14 protein-coding genes and 1 tRNA gene are annotated in these 19359 nt (G+C 62.0%); 13 read left to right on the forward strand and 2 right to left on the reverse strand.

The genetic code is table 11. The features are described from left to right. A partial coding sequence (locus tag SGJ19_24155) for a hypothetical protein (GenBank protein ID MDZ4783353.1) occupies positions 1–209 on the reverse strand: 209 nt, incomplete at its 3' end. Between the two features lie 417 nt (positions 210–626). Between SGJ19_24155 and SGJ19_24160 the strand changes: the two genes are divergently transcribed. The 6 genes from SGJ19_24160 to pilM all read left to right on the forward strand — a co-directional run bounded on the left by SGJ19_24160 (position 627) and on the right by pilM (position 8504). Then, a tRNA-Val gene (locus tag SGJ19_24160) sits at positions 627–700 on the forward strand. A gap of 81 nt (positions 701–781) precedes the next feature. Further along, a complete protein-coding gene (rpmG, locus tag SGJ19_24165; GenBank protein MDZ4783354.1) occupies positions 782–946 on the forward strand; it encodes a 50S ribosomal protein L33 in 165 nt (54 codons plus the stop codon). A gap of 596 nt (positions 947–1542) precedes the next feature. Then, positions 1543–2655, forward strand: a complete 1113-nt coding sequence (locus SGJ19_24170) for a DUF1559 domain-containing protein (protein MDZ4783355.1) — start codon at positions 1543–1545, stop codon at positions 2653–2655. Between the two features lie 198 nt (positions 2656–2853). Then, the gene (locus tag SGJ19_24175) at positions 2854–4035 is read left to right on the forward strand and encodes a DUF1559 domain-containing protein (protein ID MDZ4783356.1); all 1182 of its coding nucleotides are present in this window, start codon (positions 2854–2856) and stop codon (positions 4033–4035) included. A 140-nt stretch (positions 4036–4175) separates the two neighbouring features. After that, positions 4176–6257, forward strand: a complete 2082-nt coding sequence (locus SGJ19_24180; GenBank protein ID MDZ4783357.1) for a hypothetical protein — start codon at positions 4176–4178, stop codon at positions 6255–6257. A 30-nt stretch (positions 6258–6287) separates the two neighbouring features. Then, positions 6288–8504, forward strand: a complete 2217-nt coding sequence (gene pilM, locus SGJ19_24185) for a pilus assembly protein PilM (protein ID MDZ4783358.1) — start codon at positions 6288–6290, stop codon at positions 8502–8504. 18 nt (positions 8505–8522) lie between these two features. Here the strand turns inward: pilM and tsaB are convergent, their stop codons facing one another. Next, on the reverse strand, positions 8523–9215 hold the full coding sequence (gene tsaB / locus SGJ19_24190) for a tRNA (adenosine(37)-N6)-threonylcarbamoyltransferase complex dimerization subunit type 1 TsaB (GenBank protein MDZ4783359.1): 693 nt from the start codon (positions 9213–9215) through the stop codon (positions 8523–8525). A gap of 300 nt (positions 9216–9515) precedes the next feature. Here tsaB and SGJ19_24195 point away from each other — a divergent pair, with 300 nt between their 5' ends. The 7 genes from SGJ19_24195 (at position 9516) to SGJ19_24225 (ending at position 19333) form a co-directional block, all read left to right on the forward strand. Then, entirely contained in the window at positions 9516–10268 is a 753-nt protein-coding gene (locus SGJ19_24195) for a metallophosphoesterase family protein (GenBank protein MDZ4783360.1), read from the forward strand. Positions 10269–10515: 247 nt separating this feature from the next. Next, complete coding sequence (locus SGJ19_24200) at positions 10516–12855, forward strand: YidC/Oxa1 family insertase periplasmic-domain containing protein (GenBank protein ID MDZ4783361.1); 2340 nt, start codon at positions 10516–10518, stop codon at positions 12853–12855. 205 nt (positions 12856–13060) lie between these two features. Continuing rightward, positions 13061–14407: a GTPase gene (locus SGJ19_24205; protein ID MDZ4783362.1), complete on the forward strand. Its 1347-nt coding sequence runs from the start codon at positions 13061–13063 to the stop codon at positions 14405–14407. A gap of 73 nt (positions 14408–14480) precedes the next feature. Then, positions 14481–15095, forward strand: a complete 615-nt coding sequence (rdgB, locus tag SGJ19_24210; protein MDZ4783363.1) for an RdgB/HAM1 family non-canonical purine NTP pyrophosphatase — start codon at positions 14481–14483, stop codon at positions 15093–15095. Positions 15096–15433: 338 nt separating this feature from the next. Further along, positions 15434–16855, forward strand: a complete 1422-nt coding sequence (locus tag SGJ19_24215) for a TonB-dependent receptor (protein MDZ4783364.1) — start codon at positions 15434–15436, stop codon at positions 16853–16855. A gap of 205 nt (positions 16856–17060) precedes the next feature. Beyond that, positions 17061–18095: a hypothetical protein gene (locus tag SGJ19_24220; protein MDZ4783365.1), complete on the forward strand. Its 1035-nt coding sequence runs from the start codon at positions 17061–17063 to the stop codon at positions 18093–18095. Beyond that, on the forward strand, positions 18092–19333 hold the full coding sequence (locus tag SGJ19_24225; protein ID MDZ4783366.1) for a tetratricopeptide repeat protein: 1242 nt from the start codon (positions 18092–18094) through the stop codon (positions 19331–19333). Before SGJ19_24220 ends, SGJ19_24225 begins: the two co-directional genes overlap by 4 nt. Positions 19334–19359: the final 26 nt, after the last annotated feature.

The raw sequence follows: 19359 nt of genomic DNA on the forward strand, positions 1-19359 counted from the left end.
CGGTTGTATTCGCTCGTGGGGCTGAGGAGCTCGACGCGGCTGGCCTTGTATTCCAACCGCCAGGCCGTGAAGAGCACGGAAACGACCGCGAGCCCCACGCCGATGCCCAGGATCGCTCGTGGAAAGCGAAGCACCAGCCGCGTCACGCCGCCCAACAGGCGACCTAACCAACCATGCTCCTCCAGCGGCGGCGTCCGTTCCGCAGGCATCGACGTCCATTCCATGGGCCAGCAATCGCGCGGCCCAGCAGGGCACGCGGCATCCAAGGGGCCGAATTTTATCCCTCTTGCCCGGGAGGAACTACCCCAAGTTCCGGGGTTGGCAGGGCCGAATAAATAGCACGGGAATTGGATCGAGTTTCATCAATCGCGTAAAATTGGAGGCATGGACGACAACCCGTACAAGTCGCCGGAGAGTAGTCGAGGACGGCAGCCCGTCGACTTCCGGAAACTGCGGGGCTGGTTGCTAAACTTGGCCGCTATCATCGTCATCATCGCCATTGCGATTTCTCTCAAAGGCTAGCCTAGCACCACAGTCGTAGGACTCGCCCCCGAACCAACCCCGGTTGCGGGCCTCCGAACTAAAGTGTTAAATACTGGGTCTCGGCAGCCAGCTGCCGGGCGTGCGGGCCGTTAGCTCAGTTGGTTAGAGCGCCATGCTCACACCGTGGAGGTCACTCGTTCGAGTCGAGTACGGCCCAGTTTGAACCCGTTGCGGCCGCAGGGCGTCCAGCCCGCGGTTGCGAAATTCCCGAATTGCATATCAGACAGGTGTTTACGTCATGGCCAAGAGCAAGAAAAAAGCGGAAGTCGTCCACCTCGTCTGCAGCGAGACCGGGGACTATAATTACACCCTCTGGCGCAAGCCCGGCGGCGAAAAGTTGAAGCTGATGAAGTACTGCCCGCGCGTGCGCAAGCACACCCTGCACAACGAGAAGAAGAAATAGCGGACTGAGTCCGCCGTTGCGATGCACAGGCCCCGCTAGTCGGGGCCTTTCGCGTTTGCGCAATTCGAGTCTCGGCTCACCAATGCACAGCGAATTGCCGTCTGGGCCCTTTCGGGCACGAGGAGCAGGATTTGGCTCCTCGCATCCGTCCCATTGCCGAGTCGACATTTATTGCAGGTGCGACGGGCTTCACTGAGGGGCGGGGGAAATTCGCTTCCACGAATAGCGGGTGGGTCGATGCGCTTCACGACTCGTGGCTTTCCGCAACAAAATCCTCGCGACGGCGCAATCAAGTTTCTTGCGTCGACATCGCTTTCGAGATTTCGCCGATAGCGTTGCTGGCGGGTCACCGCGCATGCTGCGATTGGCTCAACCCGCGATACAGCATGCGGATGGCACGTGTGTGCGCGCGGAATAAAGTGCGCGCGATTGCCTTGCGGCGTCTATATGCCAGTTGTTAGCTGCCCCATTCGCAATGAGTGGGCGCTCACGAAAACCTCGGAAACATCGCACGCCCGGTTCATCAAACTCAAACATTCGTACTCCAGAATGCCCCGCAACTTATTCAGGGGGCGCTCCGCTCGGAGCGATCGCGAATGTTGCGGCGGAGAGGATTCACCTTAGTTGAGTTGTTGGTGGTCATTACGATCATCGGCCTCTTGATCGCGCTCGCGCTGCCGGCGCTGAACATGGCGCGCACCTCGGCAAGAAGCACGTCGTGCAAGAACAATCTGCGCGAACTGGGCATCGGCATGCACGCCTTCGCCGCGCGGAAGAACCGATACTGTAGCGGCGCATTCGATTGGCGCTGGGATGGCGCGGTCACCGAGCAAGGTTGGGTCGCCGACCTAGTCAACCAAGGCGGCGACGTGGGCGCGATGCTTTGTCCGGCGAATCCGCACAAGCTATCCGAGACGTATCACGACTTGCTGACGGCCACGGCGAGTTCCTTTCCGAAATGCGGCATCGATCCCGCGGGCAGCAAGCCGACCACTTCGATCGACGGCTCCGAGGTTAAGAACCCTTGCCGGAAGTTGCTGGAACTACCGCCGAATAGCCCTGAACGGTTGAAGGTCATCGTCAAAGAGATTCTCGAGAAGGGCTACAACACCAACTACACGGCCAGTTGGTATCTAGTGCGCACAGAGCCGGCGCTCGACGCCAGCGGCAACTTGAAATCGACGGCGACCTGTCCGGCGTCCCCGTCGGCGCGCTCCTCGACCATGGGACCGTTGCATCAGGCTAAATCCGACGTAGGCGAAAGCGCCATCACGCGGATTCCGCTGCTCGCTTGCGGTCAACCGACCGCGGTTGGCGAAGGGACGCTGACCGTGAAGCTCGACGCGTTTTCGCCGGGCGAGCGGTTCGTCGAATCGTTCAGCGACGGCCCGGTATCCATTAACGACATGAAAACGCCGCATTTCGCCGGCAATACGCCTCGCGGCGGCACCCTGGGCTGGTGGGCCAAGTGGTCGCGAGAAAGCAAGCAGGATTTCCGCGACTTCGGCCCCGTCCACGGCGGCGGAACGCAGCGCACTTGCAACGTGCTGTTCGCCGACGGCAGCGTGCGAACGTTCGTCGACGAAGACGGCGACGGACTCCTGAACAACGGCTTCACCGCCGACGGCCGCAACGGCTTTAAGACCTCGAACGAAGAGCTGCCCGGCGACGTGGTCTTCAGCGAGTGGACGTTGCAGCGCAGCAACTGAGAACCAACTGATTTCCGGTGTGTAGTTCGTTCTATATGACAACATTTTCGACATTCGTCAGTCGAGCTTGATTCGACACTCGGATTTCGCAATTCGACATTCCCGTTCCTCCGTCATGTTCCGGCGCAACGTCGCGCCGGCAGAGTGTTTTGGTCTCGTCATCAATCGTGGCCGTAAGAAAGGTCGAGGAGTTTTTCCATGCGAATGAGGATGCACAGGCGCGGCGGTTTTACGCTCGTCGAGATGTTGGTGGTCATCGCCGTGATTGCCATTTTGATTGCCTTGTTGTTGCCGGCGCTCGGCGCCGCGCGCGAGGCCGCGCGCCGCACGCAGTGCGCGAGCAATTTGAAGCAGTTCTACATGAGCTTTGCGACGTTCGCGGACAAAGACCCGAACAAGCGGCTCAGCACCGGCGCCTATGACGGTCAACGCGACGGCTCGATCGACACCATCGGCTGGGTCGCTGACATGGTCAACGCGGGCGTGGGCAAGCCGCAAGAATTGCTCTGCCCGTCGAATCCGGCGAAGGGCTCGGAGAAGTTGAACGACTACCTCGGCGTTCCTACGGCCAAGGCGGGAGAAACAGCCGATCCTACCGCGATTAACTTGGGCGCCACGCCGACCATCACCGCTGCGGCCGACGCCGACAAAGGCAAGGCGATCGCCGATCACTTCCTCACCAAGGGCTACGGCACGAACTACATGACCACCTGGTTCATGTCCCGTTCGGCCCCCTCCTTGACGGCGGTAGCTGCCGGCTCGGAACAGACCCTCGTTTATGAGAATGGCAAGAAGATCAAGGGCTTGGTCGCCACGCTCGGCCCCTTGCGCCTGGAAGTCGTCGACACCTGCCCGCATAGCTCGTCGGTGATTCCGCTCGCGGCGGACGCCAACGTAGGCGACGTCAAGGAAGCGTTTCTGAAGTCGGCCATTCCCGGCTTCATGCCGCAAGGTTCCCGTCTGGTGGAGTCGTTTTCGGACGGCCCCTGCCTGGCGAATGCCGCGACCGACAAGCTCGTTGCGTGGGGCACCTCCGGCGACGTGACAGCCTACGATAGCGCCAACCCTGCCACGAGCGTCTACGCCAAGGAACAGCCGCCGACCGGTACGCCGGCGCAGCCGTACGATCACCTGCAGGACTACCGCGACTTCGGTCCGGTCCATGCCGGCAGTTGCAACATTCTGTTCGCTGACGGCAGCGTGAAGACCTTCCAGGACACCAACAAGGACGGCTACCTGAACCCGGGCTTCATCATCCCGGCGGGCGCAGACGTCGCCTCGATCGGTTACTCCGATAGCAAGGTGGAACTGGAACGCGCATTGATCTTCTCGGGCGTCTTCCTGCAGAAGAACCCGAACAAGGGCAACCTGGATCAGTAGTCCGCAATTCGCGCAACTCACGTTGCGCGGAACGATGCGTGAACGATTGCGCAGGCCGACCTCGGAGCGAACGCGTTTCGCTCCGAGGCGGCGGCGCGTCATCGCAACACGAAACGTCTCGACGTTCGCAGAGCTGTTCTATGTCTCCTGTGCCCAAGCATCCGCCGAGCGCCGTTTGCCGATCGCTGTACGCGTTCGCGTTCATTGCGTCATTGGCGCTCGCCAACGCATGTAGCTCAGCCGATCCGCTGCCGCCGCCGAGAAAGTCGGTAGCCGAGGACGAAGTAGTCGCGGCCGAGGTGACGGCGAACGTTGTGACGACGCCGGTCGAAGAAGTCAAGAACACGAAAGTCGTCGCTGGCGTTGGACGCGGACTCGCCGCCAAGGAAACGCAGGGCGGGGCCAAGCCGCGCACGGCGGAACCGCGCAAGACGGCGCCGGATGATGAGGAAGTTGCGCAGAGGTTGCGTCCGGAGGATGGGCGCCTATGGACCGCCGACGACTTTCGCGAAGCCAAACGGATGAACGATCCGCGATTGGTGCGCACGGTGAACGATTGGGCTGCGCTGCGCGTCAACGATGAAGCGGCGGGGGAATTGATCGTCGAGCTGCTCGAAGCCCCGGACAAGATCGCGCCGGCGGACGGCGCGTCCTCCCACGTGGAACCATCGTCGCAAACGAGCGCGGCCGTCGACGAAGACGGCTTTCCCCTCGGCGGCAGCACGGCGCAGCGGCGTGCGAATCCGCAACTCGCCGAGGCTTGCGTGGCCGCCCTCGGGGCGAATAACAGCGCCGCGGCGCGCAAGGGATTGCGCAGGGCGCTGCTGGGAACACTGGCCACCGACCTGACCGACAAGCGCCTGGTCGAGGCAACGCTCAAGGCATTAGCGACGAATCGGCATCCGAAGCATGAAGACATGCTCCTCACAGTGCTCGCCAAGGCCGAGCAGGTGCGGCCGAGCTTGATCGGCGATCTGGACGCCAATGGCCTACAAGAGGAGTGCCTGAAGCAAGTCAAGAATCAATCGAGCGCCCGTTTCCGCCGCGCGGTCGCCGTGGAACTCGTCGCAAGCGGCAAGACAGGGCCGTTGCGCGAACGACTAGTGAGTTGGTTGATGACGGCCGATTTCGTCAACTTGCCGGCGCAGAGCGTGTTGTACGCGGGGCGGAACTGCGACTTGGAAACACGACGCAAACTGGAGAAGCAATTCACTCCCTACGGCAAGGATGCGCTGTTGGAAACCTTGGGTCGGGCCTCCCGCAACGACACGTCCTCCGATGGTCAGCCGATAACGGAACGCACCGTACAGATCAGCACGGAACTCTGGGCGCCGGACTTTGCCAGGGTTGTCGCGCAGCGCGTGCGCGAAGTGGACAACCTCGCGGCGGAACGCGAGCTGATAGCCTTAGCGACGGCGCTGCCACTCCACGATGTGCGGCGCGAAACAGCGCTGTTGCTGAAGCGCCGCTGGTCGACAGGGGCCAAGGCCTGGGAGAAAGATCACGCGGACGTGACCAAGTTCCTCGACCCTGGCTTGTTGCTGGCCGTGAAGTCCATGCCGCGCGAAGACGCGCTGGTCCATCGTTCGTCGTTGGGAGACAAGGCCGAGAAGCCCAAACTGGTCGAGTCGGACAATCCTGAAGTGCAGCGATTCCAGTCCGAAAAGAAAGCCAAGGAAGAATGGATGGTCGCGACGGAGAGCCTGGTCAAGGCGATCAACGAACGGTTGCGTTCGGCGTCACAAGGCGCGCTTTCCGGCGCCACGGCCACGCCCAACTTCACCAGCAGCGATTGCGGCGCTCAAGCGACGACGACCGACGACAGTGAGACGGCGACGAGTCGCGGTGGATTGCCGCTGCGATTGCCGACCGCGGCGCAAGTGATCAGCGAGTATCACCTGGCATGGCCCCGGCAGTGGCCTGCGCAGCTCAGCTCCGTAGCGGGCCCGGAATTGGTCGTGCACTACGTGCGCATGGAGCAAGAAGAGCGGGTCGCGTCGGTGCAGGGCTTCTATCGGCGGCAGTTGAAGAAGTCGGAATCGCGTTTGATCAAGCAAGGCAATTGGCTGGAGAGCGTCGAGCGATTGCCTGACGCGGGTCGTTTGAGGAGCGTCGACGTGATGATCACACGCCCCACGGAAGCCCCGCCACGCGACCGCAGCGCTAAGGAACCGCTCGTAGTCGACGTCCTCTGGATTGAAACGCCTGATTTCCGGCAATAGCGCACGCATTCACGCAACAACTTGTCGCTTATGTCTAACCGACCTGTCCAAGACCGCCGCTTCGACGCCCCGGCGTCGCCGATCAGCATGCCGAGCGAACTCACCTTCGCCGAATGTCACAACTGCCATGCGCGGAACGACGCCGAGCGCAGGTTTTGCAGGGAATGTGGCGCGCCGCTGCAAGGGCCGTGTCCGGAATGCGGCGAAACGGGGGGGCTCGCGGAAAAGTTCTGTGGCGGCTGCGGCTTCGCAGTCGGCGAGACGTTTCACGAGCGCATTCAAGCCGCACAGGCGATGCTCAACGAAGGCGTCGCCTTGCGAAACGCCGCCCAGTTCGCGCAGGCACAGCAACAATTGCGTCGCCTAGCGACCGATTCGGATCCGTTGCTCTACGGGCTGCGGCGGCGCGCCGAGCAAGAGTCAAAGCAGTGCGACGCGATCTTGAACGAGGCCGAGCGACGCCGCGACGAGCTGCTGACGGGCGCGCGAGCAGCAATGGAGCACGCCGATTTCGATCGCGCGGCGGCGCTCCTGGAGCAAGTTCCCGAAGGCATCCGCACCGAAGACGTTCGGCAATTGCTCACCCGCGCCGCGGCCTTTCGCGACGAGGCGGAACAACTGGTCCGCGCCATTCGCGCGGCGCTCGCCGCTAAAGAGCATTTCGGGCTATTGCCCAAAGTCGAACGCCTGCTGGTGCTGAAACCGCAACATGAGCAAGCCCGGGCGATGGTCGGCAAATTGCGCGTGTTGGAGCACGAAAATCAAGGCGAACGGCGGGATCGCCATCTCGCGCTCGGGAAACGCAAGCTCGCGGAATCGCGCCCTGACGAAGCGGTCGAGTTGTTGGAGCAGATTCCCGCCGAGATGCGCACGCCCGACGTCGCCAAGGCGCTTGATTTTGCCCGCGAAGCGTCTTGGCTGTCACGACAATTGCGTTCGGCGCTAGTACTCACGGAAACGCTTTGCCGGCTGGGCGACAAGCTGACAAAACTTCAGCCCGCCGATGCCGCAGCGGCCAAGCTCGTCGAGCAATTGAAGCAGCGCCGCACCTCGCAAATCGCCGCAGGCTTTGCGGTTCCGCTACGTTCGCAACCGGAGAGGCCCGCCGTGGGTTGCAAGGTGGAGCTTGTCGCCGCTTGGAAACGCATCACCGCTGCGGGCGACGTGAAGGCGGTGCTGGGAACTCGCTACGAGCAATTCTGCGTCGCGGCGGGGCTGGCGCTCGAAGGCCTCGGCAAAGCGGCGCTGAGCCCCAAGCTCAAGCTCGAATCCGGCGAAAAGCTTTGGCAGCGCCTTTCCCGCGCGGTTCGCAAGCGGGACGCGCACGTCGTCTGGGGCATTGATCTGGGGACGCAATCACTCAAAGCGCTACGGTTGCGCGTAAACGAGAAAGGAGACGTCAGCGCCGACGCCGCGGAGCAACTCGTTCATGAGGTTCCGTTGAATCAGGCGGGCGTCAACGTTGCCGAAGTTGTCGGGAAGACCTGGCAGCGACTACGCGCGAAGTATGATATCGCCGACGGAAAGGTCTGCGTCAGTTTTCCCGGGCAATCGCTCCTCTCGCGCTCGTTCAAGTTGCCGCCGGTGGATGCGAAGAAGATTCCGGAGTTAATGAAGTACGAAACGCCGCGGCAGATTCCGGTGCCAATCGATCAAGTCGCCTGGGATTACCATGTGTTCGGCTCGGACAACGCCGCGAATCGTTATGATCGCGAGGCCGCGCTGTTCGCCGTGCGCCAAACTGTCTTGCGGGATCGACTGGCATTGCTGGAAAGCATCGAGGTTCGCCCCGACGTGCTGCAAGCGGATTCACTCGCCATCTACAACCTGCTGGCCTACGAGGGGCACTGGTCCACGTCACGAAATGATGCGGCCGACGAAGAGGAAGTAATGATGGCCCTCGACATCGGGGCCGACGCCATCAACACGATCATCGGCCACACTCAAAGCGTGTGGACTCGCACGGGCGGCAACGGCGGTAACACGTTCACCAAAGCGTTGGTGAAAGAGCTGAAACTCACGCACGCGGAAGCGGAGCGCCAAAAGCGGCAGCCGTTCGCCGTCCCCGCGGCGCATCTTCTGGATCAGGCGCTGCAGCCGGCGTTTCAGAGCTTGCTGGAAGAAATTCACCGCACAATCACGTACTACGGCACGCAGCAGCGCCGCCGGCAGGTGAACCATATCATCTTATTGGGCGGCGGCTCGCGATTGCACGGCCTTGTCGAAGCGATGTGCTTGGGAAGGTAAGCTCGTCGCGCGGCGAGCTTAGCCAGCGTTGCCTTGCTTCCGCTCCCAGACTTCTTCCGCCGCGCTGCGGCGATAGTACACCGGCGCGAGCGTCCAGATATCGTCGACAAGTCCCTGCTGCACATCGCGCCAAGCAAGTTGCGCAACGGTGGCTGCGCGCGGTTCCCAGCATGCTTCGCTGGTAATCGTTGCGCCGGTCGGCAGGCGATCGCGAATGAGTCGCAATCCAGTGCCGGTGAGAGTTGCATCGAACGACGTTTTGAGGAGCCAGGTTGCGGACTCAACAAGTTGCGTTGGCGCCGTCGATAGCGTTTCGCCGTCAGTTGCAAAACAAAAGTGTCCGATCAGCAATTCGCCGCGCCCGGCATCGAGCACAACTTGGATGTTCTCGCTCTTACTCTCCACTTGCGCCGCAATGACGCGGAGCGTATCCACGCCGCGCACTTTCGCGCCGGTGGCGTAGGCAAACAGCTTGGCGGTCGCGACCCCCAGCCGCAGCCCCGTGAAGGAGCCAGGTCCGATCGAGACGGCGAGCAACTCCACGTCGGCCGGTCGCCAGCCGGCTTGTTCCAGTAACGAACGCATCGTCGGAGCCAGAGATTGAGTGCTCCGGCGCTGGCCGGGCAAGGCCGCTGCGGCGATGAGTTGCGGCCCCTCGGCCAGGGCCACCGACGCTGTGACGCCGCTCGTTTCCAATGCTACGATCCGCAAACCGGTCTCCCCGCTGCCGAATTTCGCCACTGGCCGGACAGCTCGTAACGGCCGCGCCGGTTACGCCGATGGAGGTTCGCCCGCTTCGCCAGACCACCCGAACGGCGGTTGCCTTGACCCTCATTGCACACTAACTTACATTACCGGTTGCGTTTAGGACAGCGAATGGGGGCGTGCGAAACGAGGCTCGGGTGTCTCGCGGTGCACGCCAAACCGGACGTTGGTATGCTCTTTCACCATGCCGGTCATGTGGCAACACTCGGGGAGTGGAAGGGACTCTGATGGGGAGGGCCCTCCGGCGTGAAGCGGGCGCTAATTAGCGATATCCACGGGAACCTTGAAGCACTGGAAGCAGTGCTCGAGGACATTCGTCAGCAGCAGGTCGAAGAGATCTACTGCCTGGGGGATATTATCGGCTACGGGCCGAACCCGCGCGAATGCATCGACAAGGTCATCGCCAAGTGTCGGGTGACCATTCTGGGCAACCACGATCAGGGCGCCCTGTTCGATCCCGAAGGGTTCAACTCCGGAGCCGAGAAGGCTATCTTCTGGACCCGCAAGCAATTGGAAAGCTCCGCCGGAAAGCCCGAAGACAATGCCAAGCGCTGGGATTTCCTCGGGGAATTGCCCCGGTCGCGCCGCGAAAACGGTTTTCTCTTCGTCCACGGGTCACCGCGGAATCCGCTGAACGAATACGTGTTCCCTGAGGACATCTACAACCAGAAGAAGATGGAGAAGCTCTTCTCGTTGGTGGAACACCACTGTTTCCAAGGGCACACCCACGTGCCGGGCGTGTTTACGCAGAACCTGAACTTTTTCAGCCCCGAAGAGATCGGCTACCAGTACAGTCTGTCCGACGAAAAAGCGATGATGAACGTCGGCTCCGTCGGACAGCCGCGGGACGGCGATCCTCGGGCCTGCTACGTGATCATCGACAACGATTTGGTGCGCTACCGCCGCGTGGAATATCCGGTCGAAAAGACCCGGCAGAAGATCTACGACACCCCCGAACTGGACAATTTCCTGGGGGACCGCTTGCTCGACGGCCGCTGAACGCGAAGTCGAGGCATTGCGACACTAGCCCGTAGCGCCAGCGAGGGAGAGTGGACGTCGGTGAGAGTTTGAGCCGGAAGCTCAAGACGTCGTCAACTCTCCCTCGCTGGCGCTACGGGCTGGTAAGCGGCGCTCCTGGCCGGGTATCCTGCACGATTCTTTTTCGAGCCTGCGACGATTCGCTCGCTGCGACACATATCCGGAGGCGGCCCTCCAAGATGGCCGGCCGGTTGGGAGAATAGTTGGTATGGACAAGCGATTCGTCACGTTCCTCGTCGTTGCTTTCGGCCTGTTGATGGGCTACCAGCTCTTGCTGGGGGCGCTCGGGGTCGGTCCCAAACCGCAGGCAGAGAAACCGCCAGCGCAAGAAGCCGCCGAAGTCGCGGCGAAAGATCAGCCGGCGGATGGCGAGGAAAAGGAAAACGGCGACGAACCGGCGGTTGCCGCCGAGGCTGCCGCGGGCGAACAACCTGCCCCGGCCGTGGTCGTGAATGCCGATTGGCCCGATCGTTACGCGTCGCTCGGCTCGCTCGATCCCGCCAGTCCTTATCAGATGCTGGTCGCGATTAATTCCCACGGCGCCGCCGTGGAACGCATTGAATTGAATCAACCCCGCTACGGTGATCTGCCGCAATACGATGCCGTGGAACTGAAAGGCGGCTACATCGGTAGCCTCGCGCCAGCCGATGCTGGCGGAACGGGCGTGGCGATCCACGTCGTCGGTCCCGGCACGCCCGCCGCGCAGGGCGGATTGCAAGCTGGCGACGTGATCACGCAGATCGCCGGCAAGGTGGTCAAGACGCCGGGCGAATTGCAAGCCGCGCTCGAAACTCACGAGCCAGGCAAGGTCATCGAGCTTACCTATTCGCGTGGCGGCGAGGCCGCGGTGAAGGCCACCGTAACGCCGATCAAGCCGCCGCTGGCCGTGGTACGTCCGGAAAAGCGCGGCGAAAAGCAAGATCCGCTCTCGATGCTGGTCGATTTGGACACCATTGACGGCAAACCGGCGGGCGGCGTCGACCTGCACGCGGCGAACTGGGAACTCTCGGAATCCACCGCCTCGCTGGCGGTCTTTCGCATGGCGCTCGATTCCGGCCTCGTGATTCAGAAGCGCTACGAATTGGTCCCCTTGACCGAAAAGGAAAAGGTCGGCGACGCGCGCGGATACGAACTCAAGTTCTCGATCGCGGTTGAGAATCCCACCGAGGCAAGTCACAAATTCGTGTACCGCCTCGACGGCCCCACTGGGTTGCCCACCGAAGGCTGGTGGTACGGCAGCAAGATCAGCTCGGAATGGTTCACGGCGGCCGGGATCCGCGATGTCGTCACCAGCCACATGCAGAACGGCGTCTCGAAGTTCAACGCCGTTGGCGCACCGGCGATCGCCAAGAACGAAAAGCCGGTGCTTGATTCCTCCAAATACGGGCCGATCATCTACACGGGCGTCGACGCGCAGTATTTCTCCGCGGTGCTCAAGCCCGATCGAAAACCGAATCCCGAGTTAGAGGAGGACCCTTGGTTCGCGTCGATCGAAGCGATGCGCGTCGGCCCGGTGCCGGAAGACACGAGCTATCGCAAAGTCGTCGACACGTCGTTTCGCTTGACCAGCAAAGAGCTCACCGTCGAACCTGGCAAGACGCTGCGTCACGATTTTCACTTGTTCGCCGGGCCGAAAGTGCCCGACGTGTTGGCGACGTACGGGCTGGACGCGCTCGTCGAGTACGGCCTGTTCGGCTGGGTCGCGCGGCCGATGTCACGGATTCTGCACTTCTTCTACTACGTGACCGGCAACTACGGCATCGCGATCATCATGCTCACCGTGCTGGTGCGATCGTGTATGTTCCCGATCAGTCGGAAACAGGCTCTCGGCGCGCAGAAGATGCAAATGCTGCAGCCGGAAATGAAGAAGATCGCCGAAAAACACAAGACCAACCCCGAACAGCGGATGAAGGCCCAACAGGAACTGTTCCGCAAACACAACTACAATCCGCTGGCAGGCTGCCTGCCGCTGTTCTTGCAGCTACCGATCTTCATCGGGCTGTATCGCTCGCTGATGGTCGACGTGGAACTCCGCCAAGCGCCACTTTTCCCGGGCGTCGACTGGTGCAGCAACCTGGCCGCCCCGGACATGCTCTGGAACTGGTCAGCCATGATGCCGGGCTTCATCGAGCACTACCTTGGCTCGCACTTGAACGTGCTGCCGCTAATTACCGTGGGCCTATTCCTCTGGCAACAGAAGCTGTTCATGCCGCCCGCGACCGATCCGCAGCAAGAGCTGCAGCAATCGATGATGAAGTACATGATGATTTTCATGGCCTTCATGTTTTATCACGTGGCCTCGGGGTTGTGCATTTACTTCATCGCTTCGAGCCTGTGGGGCATCGCCGAACGCAAGCTGTTGCCCAAGACGCTGCCAGTCGCCAATGGCGCCGCGCCGGCGTCAGACGCCTCGGGCGGCGATAATCGCAAGGCTTCGGCAGTCGACAGATTCAAGGCGCTCTTCCAGAACGGCAAGGAAGAGACAAATGACGTGAAGGAAATGCGCCGCCGCCGAGAGCGCGGCAAGCGCGGGGACGGTAAAAAGTAGTCCAGTGAGCCAGGCGCCCTGGCCGAATCCAAGGCACGTCGCACCGAGTTGACTTCGACCAACATCCCAAATCCGCGCTGGCAAATTGCCTGACGGTTCGACGTCGTCCCCTGTCAGGCAATTGGCCGGCATCGGCTTCGGATGCTACCGTGTTTGGTTGCGATGCTGGGTTACTTGCCTTCAATCACGGTGCCTGACCTACGAGATGCACTCCACAGATGAATGCATTGCGGCTGTCGCCAGTGCCGCGGGCGGCGGGGCGCGGGGGACTGTGCGGATCTCCGGCGTCGGTGTCGCTGACGTGCTGAGCCGCTGCTTTGTCGCTCGCGACTTTGATCCGGCGCGAATTGGGCGTGCTCGCGCCGTCGTGGGACTCGTCCGATTGTGCGAGCCCGAAATCGATCTGCCTTGCCGGCTGTACTACTGGCCGACGCCACGCAGCTACACCGGCCAGCCGTCCGCCGAGTTGCAGACAATCGGCTCGCCGCCGCTGTTGGAAAGCCTGCTCGATACGGTCCGCGCGGCCGGTGCGCGCTTGGCGAGGCCCGGCGAGTTTACGTTGCGTGCCTTCCTGGCCGGTCGCATCGATCTCACGCAGGCCGAAGCGGTGCTCGGCGTGATCGACGCGCGGAGCGACGCCGAACTGGCGTCGGCGTTGGAACAACTTGCCGGCGGCATTGCCGAGCCGCTCTGGGCGCTGCGCAGCGAGTTGCTCGACCTGCTGGCGGATCTGGAAGCGGGGCTCGATTTCGTCGACGAGGATATCGCCTTCATCACGCCCGAGGCGCTTGTCGATCGCCTGACCACCGTGCGGAAATCGGTCGATGAACTCGCCGCCCAACTCCGCGAGCGCGACGCCAGCTCCGAACTGCCGCGCGTCGTGCTAGTCGGCCCGCCGAACGCCGGCAAGAGCAGCCTGTTCAACGCCTTGGTTGGTAGCGGGCAGGCCATCGTCGCTGATATTCCCGGCACGACGCGCGATTATTTGTTGGCCACGATCGATCTCGACGGCATCCGTTGCGAGCTCTGCGACACGGCTGGCGTCGAAGCCAGTGACGGAGACGAGGTGGTCACCAGCGCTCAAACCCAGCGAGGGCAAGCGCAGCGACGAGCCGATATCGAACTGCATTGTCGCGACGCCTCTGATGAGCAAGGCATGCTCTCAGGAAGCGCATTGAATGTAGATCAAACGCGACTCATCGTCCGGACCAAAGCGGATTTAGCGCAGAAATCACCTTCAAATGACCTGTCCACCAGCGTCGTCACCGGCGTAGGACTCGACGCCTTACGCGCCGCCATCCGCGCTGCGGTACAGCGGCTCGATCGCCACGACGGCGGCCCACGCGCCACGGCGGCCAGGTGCCGCGGTACGCTGGACGACGCGGTCGCGGCGCTCGATCGCGCCAGGCGGTTGGTCGTCGCCTCGCTTGGTGATGAACTAGTCGCCGCCGAAATCCGCGCCGCCCTACAGTCGCTTGGCGAAGTCGCCGGCGCGGTGTATACGAATGATCTGCTGGACCGCGTGTTCAGCCGGTTTTGTATTGGGAAGTGATGCGTTAGTCTGAAGTTTTCAGTGTTCAGTTTTCAGTCTCAGTCAACTTGATCTTCACGGCGCGATCACGCTTATGGCTTTGCTGGTGCTGGGGACGGGGAATCGCAAGAAAGGCATTGAGCTGGCCGGGCTGGTCGCGCCGTTGGGGCTGGAGGTGAAGACGCTGGCCGACTTTCCCGAAGCCATCGAGGTTGTCGAAGATGGCGCCACGTTCGCCGAAAACGCCCGGCTGAAAGCCGCGCGGCAGGCGATTCACCTGGGGCGCTGGGTGCTGGCCGACGACAGCGGGCTCTCGGTCGACGCCTTGAAAGGTGCGCCGGGCGTCTTCTCGGCACGGTATTCCGATCCCGGTGCCACCGACGCCCGCAACAACACGAAGCTGCTCCAAGCGCTGCAAGGAATTCCCGTGGAGCGGCGCACGGCGCGGTTCGTCTGCCACGTCGCGCTCGCCGATCCCACGGGCAAGTTGCGAACGGAGAGCCACGCCGATTGCCGGGGACGGATCATCCCGGAGTTGCGCGGCGGCCAGGGCTTCGGCTACGACCCGCTGTTCGAAATCGTCGAATACCACCGCACCTTCGGCGAACTCGGACTGACCGTCAAGGCGTTCCTCAGCCACCGTGCCCGGGCAATGCGTCAAATCCTGCCGGAGATCCAGCGCCTGATCGCCATCGGCGAGTGGGTATAAGTCGGATTCACCACGGAGTCACGGAGAACACGGAGAAAGCAAGAGAATCAGTGAGGAGGAACCGCGAAAGACGCGAAATGACGCGAAAAGAGACTGTGGGAGACTTGAAGCGCACGCTCTCCCTCCCTCTTCCTTTTCGTGTGTTTCGCGTGTTTCGCGGTTAAATCCTCCCGCCGCTCCGAGCCTCCGTGTCTCTGTGGTGAACCCGCCAATCCGCCGCCGGAACGACAAAGCCGGGGTTTTTGCTACAATCCCTAACAAGCGCGCGTCCAACAACGACGTATAATTCTCAGCCCCCGATTTCGGGGCGAACTCGTGGCGATTCGAAGGACCGGACCATGAATGGCGAGAAGCTGGACACGCATCGCAAAGCGCTGAAAATCAATCTCGATAACCGCCGCTACGGCACCTTCGCCGAGATCGGCGCCGGGCAGGAAGTCGTCCGCTGGTTTTTCCGCGTCGGCGGGGCCTCAGGCACGATCGCCAAGAGCATGTCGGCCTACGACATGGCCGTGAGCGACGCCATCTACGGCCCTTGCGACCGCTACGTTTGCCGCCCGCGGCTGGAGAGCATGCTCGACTACGAGCACGAGCTGAACCTCGCCCGGCTGAACGAAAGCCGCGGCGACATGACGGCGTTCTTCACGTTCGCCGACACCGTGGCCGCCCGCAATTTCAAAGGCACCAACGACTGCCATGGCTGGATGGGGGTGAAGTTCCAGGCCCATCCGCGCGATCAAGACAGCCAGGTCATCATCCACGTGCGGATGCTGGATGCCGAGGCCACGCTGCAACAAGAAGCGCTCGGCATCGTCGGCGTGAACCTGCTTTATGGTGCGTTCTATTTGAACCACGAGCCGGAACAACTCGTCGAGTCGCTGCTCGACAGCCTGACGGTCAACCGGATCGAAATCGACATGATCGAGTTCTCCGGAATCGCGTTCCGGCATGTCGACAATCGGTTGATGAGCTTGAAGCTCGTGCAGCTCGGCCTGAGCCGAGCGGCGATGTTCTCCTCGAAAGGCGAGGTGTTGCAGCCGTCCGAAGTGCTGCACAAGAAAGCCATTCTGGTCGAGCGCGGCCGGTTCCGCCCGGTCACGCACGTCAATGTCGACATGATGCGGGCCGCGCGCGAGGAGTTTAGCAAGGACGCCGGCGTACCCCAGGAGCAGGTCGTCGAGTTGATGGAGATCACGATGCAGAATCTGTCCAATGGCGGGCAGATCGACCATCGCGATTTTCTCGCCCGGGCGGACGTGCTGGGAGCGACCGGCGCGACGGTGCTGGTCTCGGATTACTTCGAGTACTACCGCCTCGCGGCTTACCTGTCGCGTTACACCAAACAAAAGATCGCCATCACGATGGGCGGGGCCGCGTTGCGGCAGTTGTTCGACGAAAAATACTACGGCTCGCTCGACGGCGGCATTCTGGAATCGTTCGGCCGCTTGTTCAAGAACGACCTGAAACTGTTCATCTACCCCTATCGCGACGCGGCGTCCGGCGAACTGCGCAACGTGCAGAACATCGACATCGCCCCCGAGCTGCGCAAGCTTTACGGTTACCTGGTCGACAAGGGCTGCATCGAGCAACTGGAAAACGTCGACGACCGCTACCTGCACATCTTTTCCGACGCCGTGTTGACCAAAATTCAGCAGCACGACGCAAGTTGGCGGGAAATGGTCCCCGCCGAAGTCGTCGACATGATCGAAAAGCGCTGCCTCTTCGGTTACCGTCGTGAACCGAAATTCGCGGAGAAGTAAACCAATTGAACCGCCGAGACGCGGAGTCGCTGAAGAAGCTAAGTGGCCAGACTTTTACCGCGAAACACGCGAAATAACGCGAAAAGTAGAACACTCGAAGTTGATCCCGGGTGCATCCGCACTCAGTAACTTTTTCGCGCTATTTCGCGTGTTTCGCGGTAAAATTCCTCCTCCGCGTCTCAGCGGTTCAAGAATTTCGCCCTCCGTGTTTTCCGTGCCCTCCGTGGTGAAATCTCCCTCCAGCCCCGCCGTGCCCGCTGAGAGCGCGTGGATTGTTTCGCCCGCGTTTGATTTGCTGTTCTTCGCCAACGTGGCATGGTTGTTGGCGTGGCTGCCAGCGTACAGTTCCGGCGAGGGAATGACGCATATTGATTTCTGGCAGTTGTTCTTCATCACCACGCCGCATCGTTGGATCACGCTGCTGCTTGTGACCGCGGATCCGGATCGCCGCGTCGATCGCAGCGGATTGTTCATCGGCCTCGGCCTCGTAATCGCCGTTGCTGTCGCCGGCGTGTATCTTTCGCTCGGCACGTTTCGCTGCCTAGTGCTCATTGACGCCGTCTGGAACGGCTGGCACTTCGCCTCGCAGCATTCCGGCATCACCCGCATCTATGGGCGCAAGGCCGGCGGCGGGCGGCGCTGGCTGGATATCCACGCGCTCCGCCTGTTTGTGTTTCTGGTCACGCTGCGATTGCTCGGCTGGGCGACCGGCTGGCTGGAGAGCGATTCCACCGGACAACAGTGGCTGTGGTGGTTCGATCGCATCTGGCTCGCCTTCGGCGGCGCGATTCTGCTCGCGGAGGTCATCGACCAGCCCACGGCGCGGCCTGGCAAAGTGATTTATCTCGCCAGCGTTATCGGACTGTACGGCAGCCTGCTCTGGGCAATCAGCGGGCGCCATGGCGACCTCGTCACGCGCCTGACCGTCGCCGCCGCGTTGTTCCATGCCGTCGAATATCTGGCGATCGTCACCAGCTATGCCTGGCGGCGGCGCTCGCAAGGTTCCGAGGGACTTTTCCGGCAAATGGCCAACCGCTGGCTGCTGGTGCTCGCGCTCTATGTGACGCTGCTGGGATTGCTCTCGCATGTCGCCAACACGTCCTGGCGCGAACTCTGGGCCGGCCTGAATCTCTGGGCGGCGTTCATGCACTACGCGCTCGACGGCATGATCTGGAAGCTCCGCAAACCAGCCACCGCCGCGGCCTTGGGCGCGAACAGTTCGCCAGGAGGCGACGCATGAAGGACGCCACGCAACGACATCTGGCCGCCACGACCGTGGGAATGTGCATTGCCGCCGGAGCGCTTTGCTTTGGACATGTCGACGGCGATTTGACCGGGTTGCCCGTCGGGCCGTTCGGGTTTCGTGCGCTGGTCATTGTTCATTTGCTCGCCGTCTGGCCGATCGCTTGGGGCATCGCAGAATTATTCGTCGCGGGCCGACGAACGAACCTCGTCGCTGGAAGAATCAGCGTCGCCGCCGGTGTCGCACTTGCCGCCGCGGTTTATACGGCGGGCGATTCCACCTGGGGCGCATTCAACCACGACCTGCCGCCCAGTTTTGTGCTCGCCTGGCTCGGAAGGGAAATATCGGCCCTTGCTCTCATGCTCCCCTGGTGCGTCGCGGCGCGCTGTTTATTCGCCGGCGAAGCCGATACCGCGCCGAATTCCGCGTGGACATTCCTAGCCAGTGGAGCGCTAGTCGCTACCGCAGTTCCCGCGGTGTTTGCGGACTACCATTTTCGCCAACAAACCACGCAGTTGGAGCAGCGACTGCAAGAAGGCCGACTTGCCGGGCTGCCGATGCTGTCCGCCCAACTCGAGGCCGCCGGCAGCAATCAGTCCGTCGGCGGAATGTCGATCGATCGGCTCCGCGATCTATTGACCGAACAAATCGCCGCCTATCGTCGCGCGCTGAAAGAGCCGTTTCCCGCCGATGCTGCACCGGACCAAGTCGTGCAAAGGGCGGCGCTGATGGCGTCGCTCGGCGAGCCAGACGCCGCGATGACCATCCTCGCGCCGCTCGCCGCGAACAACGCTTCAGCGGCAGTGTTGCTCGGCAGCGTCCTAGACGATATGGGCCGCCACGACGACGCGGCGCAGCGATTTCGTGAGGCGATCACTTTGCTGAAAAGCGGTCCCGCGCCAAACTCGGCTGCGCTCCGCGTGCAGGCCTTCGACAGCCTGGCGGAAACGCTGCGAGATCAACATCAATACGTCGCGGCGGAGCAAACGTATTTCGACGCGATCAAGGCAGCTCCCGCGGCGGAAGCGCACTTTCGTTTTCAACTGGGCCGCCACTATGCGCTGGGCGGCCGATCATTAGCAGCGCTCGAATCGTTCGAGCGCGCCGCGGAATTGTCCCCGGAACAATACAGCCTCGATCGCCCCGAAGTCCAAGAACAACTTCGCCCGCTGCGCGAAGGCACGCCAGGCTGCTTGTTACCGAGCTCGTACTACTACACCAACCCGAAGCGCTAAGTGCACACGCAGAAGAAATAATGCGA

Source organism: Planctomycetia bacterium, from assembly GCA_034440135.1.
GTDB lineage: Bacteria > Planctomycetota > Planctomycetia > Pirellulales > JALHLM01 > JALHLM01.

What these genes read in the sequence shown, in the direction of transcription:
- SGJ19_24215 (MDZ4783364.1), top strand. Translation starts at nt 15,434, where the DNA reads ATGAATGGCGAGAAGCTGGACACGCATCGCAAAGCGCTGAAAATCAAT.
- SGJ19_24200 (MDZ4783361.1), top strand. Translation starts at nt 10,516, where the DNA reads ATGGACAAGCGATTCGTCACGTTCCTCGTCGTTGCTTTCGGCCTGTTG.
- SGJ19_24175 (MDZ4783356.1), top strand. Translation starts at nt 2,854, where the DNA reads ATGCGAATGAGGATGCACAGGCGCGGCGGTTTTACGCTCGTCGAGATG.
- rpmG (MDZ4783354.1), top strand. Translation starts at nt 782, where the DNA reads ATGGCCAAGAGCAAGAAAAAAGCGGAAGTCGTCCACCTCGTCTGCAGC.
- pilM (MDZ4783358.1), top strand. Translation starts at nt 6,288, where the DNA reads ATGTCTAACCGACCTGTCCAAGACCGCCGCTTCGACGCCCCGGCGTCG.
- SGJ19_24205 (MDZ4783362.1), top strand. Translation starts at nt 13,061, where the DNA reads ATGCACTCCACAGATGAATGCATTGCGGCTGTCGCCAGTGCCGCGGGC.
- rdgB (MDZ4783363.1), top strand. Translation starts at nt 14,481, where the DNA reads ATGGCTTTGCTGGTGCTGGGGACGGGGAATCGCAAGAAAGGCATTGAG.
- SGJ19_24180 (MDZ4783357.1), top strand. Translation starts at nt 4,176, where the DNA reads ATGTCTCCTGTGCCCAAGCATCCGCCGAGCGCCGTTTGCCGATCGCTG.
- SGJ19_24225 (MDZ4783366.1), top strand. Translation starts at nt 18,092, where the DNA reads ATGAAGGACGCCACGCAACGACATCTGGCCGCCACGACCGTGGGAATG.
- SGJ19_24170 (MDZ4783355.1), top strand. Translation starts at nt 1,543, where the DNA reads ATGTTGCGGCGGAGAGGATTCACCTTAGTTGAGTTGTTGGTGGTCATT.